General features: G+C 50.3%; 4 protein-coding genes. All 4 read right to left on the bottom strand.

Annotated elements, in window-relative coordinates:
• Positions 1-273, bottom strand: a 273-nt coding sequence (locus VZT47_RS09530) for a hypothetical protein (protein ID WP_330224732.1), incomplete at its 3' end; no start/stop codon positions are given.
• A gap of 142 nt (positions 274-415) precedes the next feature.
• A complete protein-coding gene (locus tag VZT47_RS09525) occupies positions 416-1,585 on the bottom strand; it encodes an amidohydrolase (RefSeq protein WP_330224731.1) in 1,170 nt (389 codons plus the stop codon).
• A gap of 874 nt (positions 1,586-2,459) precedes the next feature.
• Complete coding sequence (locus tag VZT47_RS09520; RefSeq protein ID WP_330224730.1) at positions 2,460-2,687, bottom strand: DUF1659 domain-containing protein; 228 nt, start codon at positions 2,685-2,687, stop codon at positions 2,460-2,462.
• A 33-nt stretch (positions 2,688-2,720) separates the two neighbouring features.
• Entirely contained in the window at positions 2,721-2,927 is a 207-nt protein-coding gene (locus VZT47_RS09515) for a DUF2922 domain-containing protein (protein WP_330224729.1), read from the bottom strand.
• Positions 2,928-4,074: the final 1,147 nt, after the last annotated feature.

The following is a 4,074-nucleotide window of genomic DNA, read 5'->3' as shown; positions in this document are numbered from 1 at the left end:
GCGTAACGTAGTCATGATGTATGGAAGATTCGAATTCTTTATTTTCATCCCTCCCCCCTCTGACGCCTCCGGCGCCAGCTCCCCCCAGGGGGAGCCTTTTTTGCTATCGTTTAGGGCACATATGAGGCTAACGGACAAAAGGTACCTGGGATATATGGGGTAATCCGTAAGCACGGGCTCTCCCTCGGGAACACCGGCGCGGCTGAGAGGGCAAGTCGATTCGAAGAATCGATCATTTCGATATTTCCGAATAAAAGCTTTCCGGGATTTCATCCCTCCCCCCTCTGACGCCTTCGGCGCCAGCTCCCCCCAGGGGGAGCCTGACCATCCTATATTTCCCCATAAAAAAATCCCGCCTCAAATTTGAGGCAGGATTTTTACTGACTTCTAAAAGCTAACGGCTAACTGCTAACGGCTATTTCAAAGCAAAAGCCAATTCCGTCCGGACTCCGACCAGGAGTCCCTTTTCATCCACGTCGAAATGGCTGTTATGATGGAGCGCTCCGCTCCCCAGTTCCTCATTCCGGATACCCACGAAACCCAGGGCCCCGGGATAGGTCCTCATGACATTGGCGAAACTTTCCGATGCGTACCAGGGCTCGCACTCCGAGAGCATATTTCCATCAAAAAGCTCCCCGAACTTCTCCTGTACCGAAAGAGCCACTTTTTCATCATTCACCACAGGGTAAAGGAACTGCTCCAGCGGGAAATCCACGGTGCAGCCGAAACTGTCCGCCGTATTTTTCGCCACCCGGTGAATCAGCTCCGACGCCTTTTTCCCTTCCTCCACATCGAAGAAACGGGAAGACCCGTACACCGAAGCCTCATCCGGGATCACATTATTTGCCGTCCCGGCCACAATCTGGCCAAAACCCAAAGTCACCGGATGATCCACGGCCAGACGGTTATTATACACCGAATTCAGCTCCGTAATGAAATGAGCCAGCGGAATGATGGGATTCAAAGCCTGGTCAGGCCTGGAAATATGGCCGCTCCTCCCGTGGAAAGTCACACCGATGAAAGCAGCCCCCGACATCCGGGGTCCGACCGCGATATTCACCTTCCCCGCATCCAGATGATAATACACATGAAGCGCGAAACACTCATCGATGGGATACTTCTTAAGTCCCGCAAGCTCCTGCTTCCAGCCCCCGAGCATCTCCTCGGCCTCCTCAAAAGTCCCATAAATCGTGCCGTGGAGCTCATCCTTCATTTCGTTCAGAATCTTCAGCGTCGTCAGCAGCATGGCCATATGACAATCATGACCGCAGGCGTGGCAGGCCCCGATATTTTTGGAAATACAAACCTTCTTCTGCCTGAGATTGTACGCATCCTCCGTCACAGGAAGAGCATCGATATCCGAACGGATCACCCGGTGCTTTCCAGGCAGCTTTCCCACAACCCTTGCAATGAGCCCGGTCCCTTCCACCGGCTCATAAGGAATCCCCAGCCTGTCCAGCTCCTCCATAATCCTTTTCCGCGTGCCGAACTCCCTGTGCGACACCTCCGGATAAGAATGGAAATACCGGCGCAGACCGATGACATACTCTTCCTGCTGCTGTACCAGATCTTCAATTTTTCCCATAATGAAAGCCCCCTGTCCCTAATCACATATTTTTAAGAGCTTCCCATTTTTCCCCATTTATTGATGAAATTATTATACGTCCATGTGTATAAATAATCAAAGAAAAATCGTATAAAAAGTTATCAGTTATCAGTAATCAGTTCTCAGAATAACTGAATTCGTTGCAGACTTGATTTCTCAGCTGTCTTCGAGACTTTATATCGTTCGGGAATCGGGACATCGGGAATCGGGAAGGTGGCCGCCAGATTCATAGGGCGGCCATTTTTATATTTAGGTCCCATGGAAGTTCCGAGTTCTGAGAATCCCACCTGGCGGCGAAGCCGCCTGATGAAAAACCTTCCCTTAGATAGGGAAGGTGCCGAAGGCGGATAGGATGAATTATGATTCCCACGCATTACACAGTCGAGTCGCATTTGAGGAAAAGGTAAGCATGCTGCAGGGCCCCTGTTCTGGATGGGAAGCTCCGCAGGCGGATAGGTGATAGCGCTGTAAGGCACTTGTGAGGCTGATTGCCAAAATATTCCCGGAACATTTGACACTATCCATACAAGTCGGATTGTTCCAGCCCTCCCAGGCTTGGGAGGGTGGCGCCGAAGGCGACGGGTGGGCCGTACTACAGCTGCAAGTCGAAAATGAGCTAAAGGCAAGCGGATTTGCGTCCGGGAGCGGGGGAAGCTCCCGCGCAGCAGGTGTTGCTGGGTTATCTATCGTAAGAATGCCAATCGACACAAAAGTCCCATGCGTACCGTACTCATGGGACCCCTCGGAACCGGGAACTTTTATGCATCCCCTTATTTCCACCACGAAAAAAAGGGACGCCCTTTCGGGCGCCCCTTTCAGGAGGAAGCCAAAGCTGAACTTAGAAATCCATCAATCAGTCAGTGAAGACCAGATCAGACACATCCACACGGGAGAGACCCCCCAGCACCTGGGCAGTAAGGCCGGCATAGGCGGTGCCTGCATCGAAAAGCTGTTCATCACTCGCATTCAGCTTGATATTGGAAAGACTTACGGTTTTATACTTAGTCTGTCCATAAGAATTAGTCCCATTTTCAAAGCGGAACTGAAGCTTTACATCGGAAACTTTTTTAGAAATTGCCATATTCAATCATCCTTTCAAAATAACCATTTACAATCAGGCAAGAATTTCAGTAGAAGTAGTGACCACAGAAGCCTGCTCCAGAGAAGCAAGACCTTCACCGGCGGTAGAAACCAGCACAGGCATCAGCTTATCTGCTGCAGCTTTGACTGCATCCAGAGTCAGCCCATCCTTTGCATCAGCCACCTTCACCTTTACCTTCGCATTTCCTGCGGTTCTGAAATCAAGTACAAGAGTCTTCATGAAATCATATCCTTTCCTTTATTGAACTTCGGAAAACTCCACTCCGCCGTCCCGGGCCGGGCTTCATTTCGTTTTCCGCAGGTATAGTAGCAAAAAACGCGATTTGTATCATTAGAAATAAATTAAACTTTTCAAGGCACTGGAAATACTACTTTTAACTGAAATCCCTGCAGCCTTGCATGCCCGGCTGTCTTCGAAACTTTGCGTCAATCGGGACTCGGGAAACGGGACTCGGGCGGTGGCGGCACACAATTCATAAAGTGCCGCCATTTTTATATGGACACATCTGAGGCTGACTGACGAAACGTACCTGAAGAAAATGAGGTAAACGGTCCGCGAAAAGGCTCCCCTCGATAGGGGAGCTGCCGAACGTAGTGAGGCTGAGGGGACGAACTGCACTTTCGCCTGTAAATGTACAAGTCGAAAATGAATTGCGTCCCCCAACGGGGGAAGCTCCGCCGCAGGCGGTGAAGGGGGCTATCCATCGAAAGAATGCCAACTGACACAAAAATCTCATGCGTTACGTAATAAGGGTCCCAATGAGCTGCCAGTGGTTCAATGGGGGCTGAGTTCTTTGAAACTTTGAAAAATCAGTTGTCTTCGATGCTTTGAATCGTTCGGGACTCGGGACATCGGGACTCGGGAAGGTGGCGGCACACAATTCATAAAGTGCCGCCCTTTTTATATGGGCACCTATGAGACTGACTGGCGAAACGTACCTGGGGAAAATGAAACAATCGGTACGCGAAAAGGCCCCCCGAAGTTCGGGAGGCTCCGCGAAGCGGTGGGGGGCTGTACGATCGTACAAGTCGAAACTGAGGGCTAAAGTCCAAATCAGAAATGGCGCCTTCTACATTTCAAAGGCGCCACCTTCCCGATAACCCCGACCATCCCCGATATTCCCGACAATCCCCGATTCAAAAGTCCTCGAAGATATAAGTTTCTATTATATAAACAGCAAAAGTTTAACAAACTTCTAATGATACAAATCGCGATTTTTGCTACTATACCTGCGAAAGCAGCAAGAGCGAGGCCTCGGGCCGCGTTCCATGAGGATCTGCCAGGCGCCCAGAAATTTAAAGCAGATCCGGAACAAAACCCACGTGCTCTGAAGGCTTTCAAATCCTCGAGGAAAAAATCGAGTTTC

The sequence above is a fragment of the Dialister sp. genome (genome assembly GCF_036343215.1).
Lineage (GTDB): Bacteria > Bacillota > Negativicutes > Veillonellales > Dialisteraceae > Dialister.
This window is presented reverse-complemented; position numbering and strand designations above follow the sequence as displayed.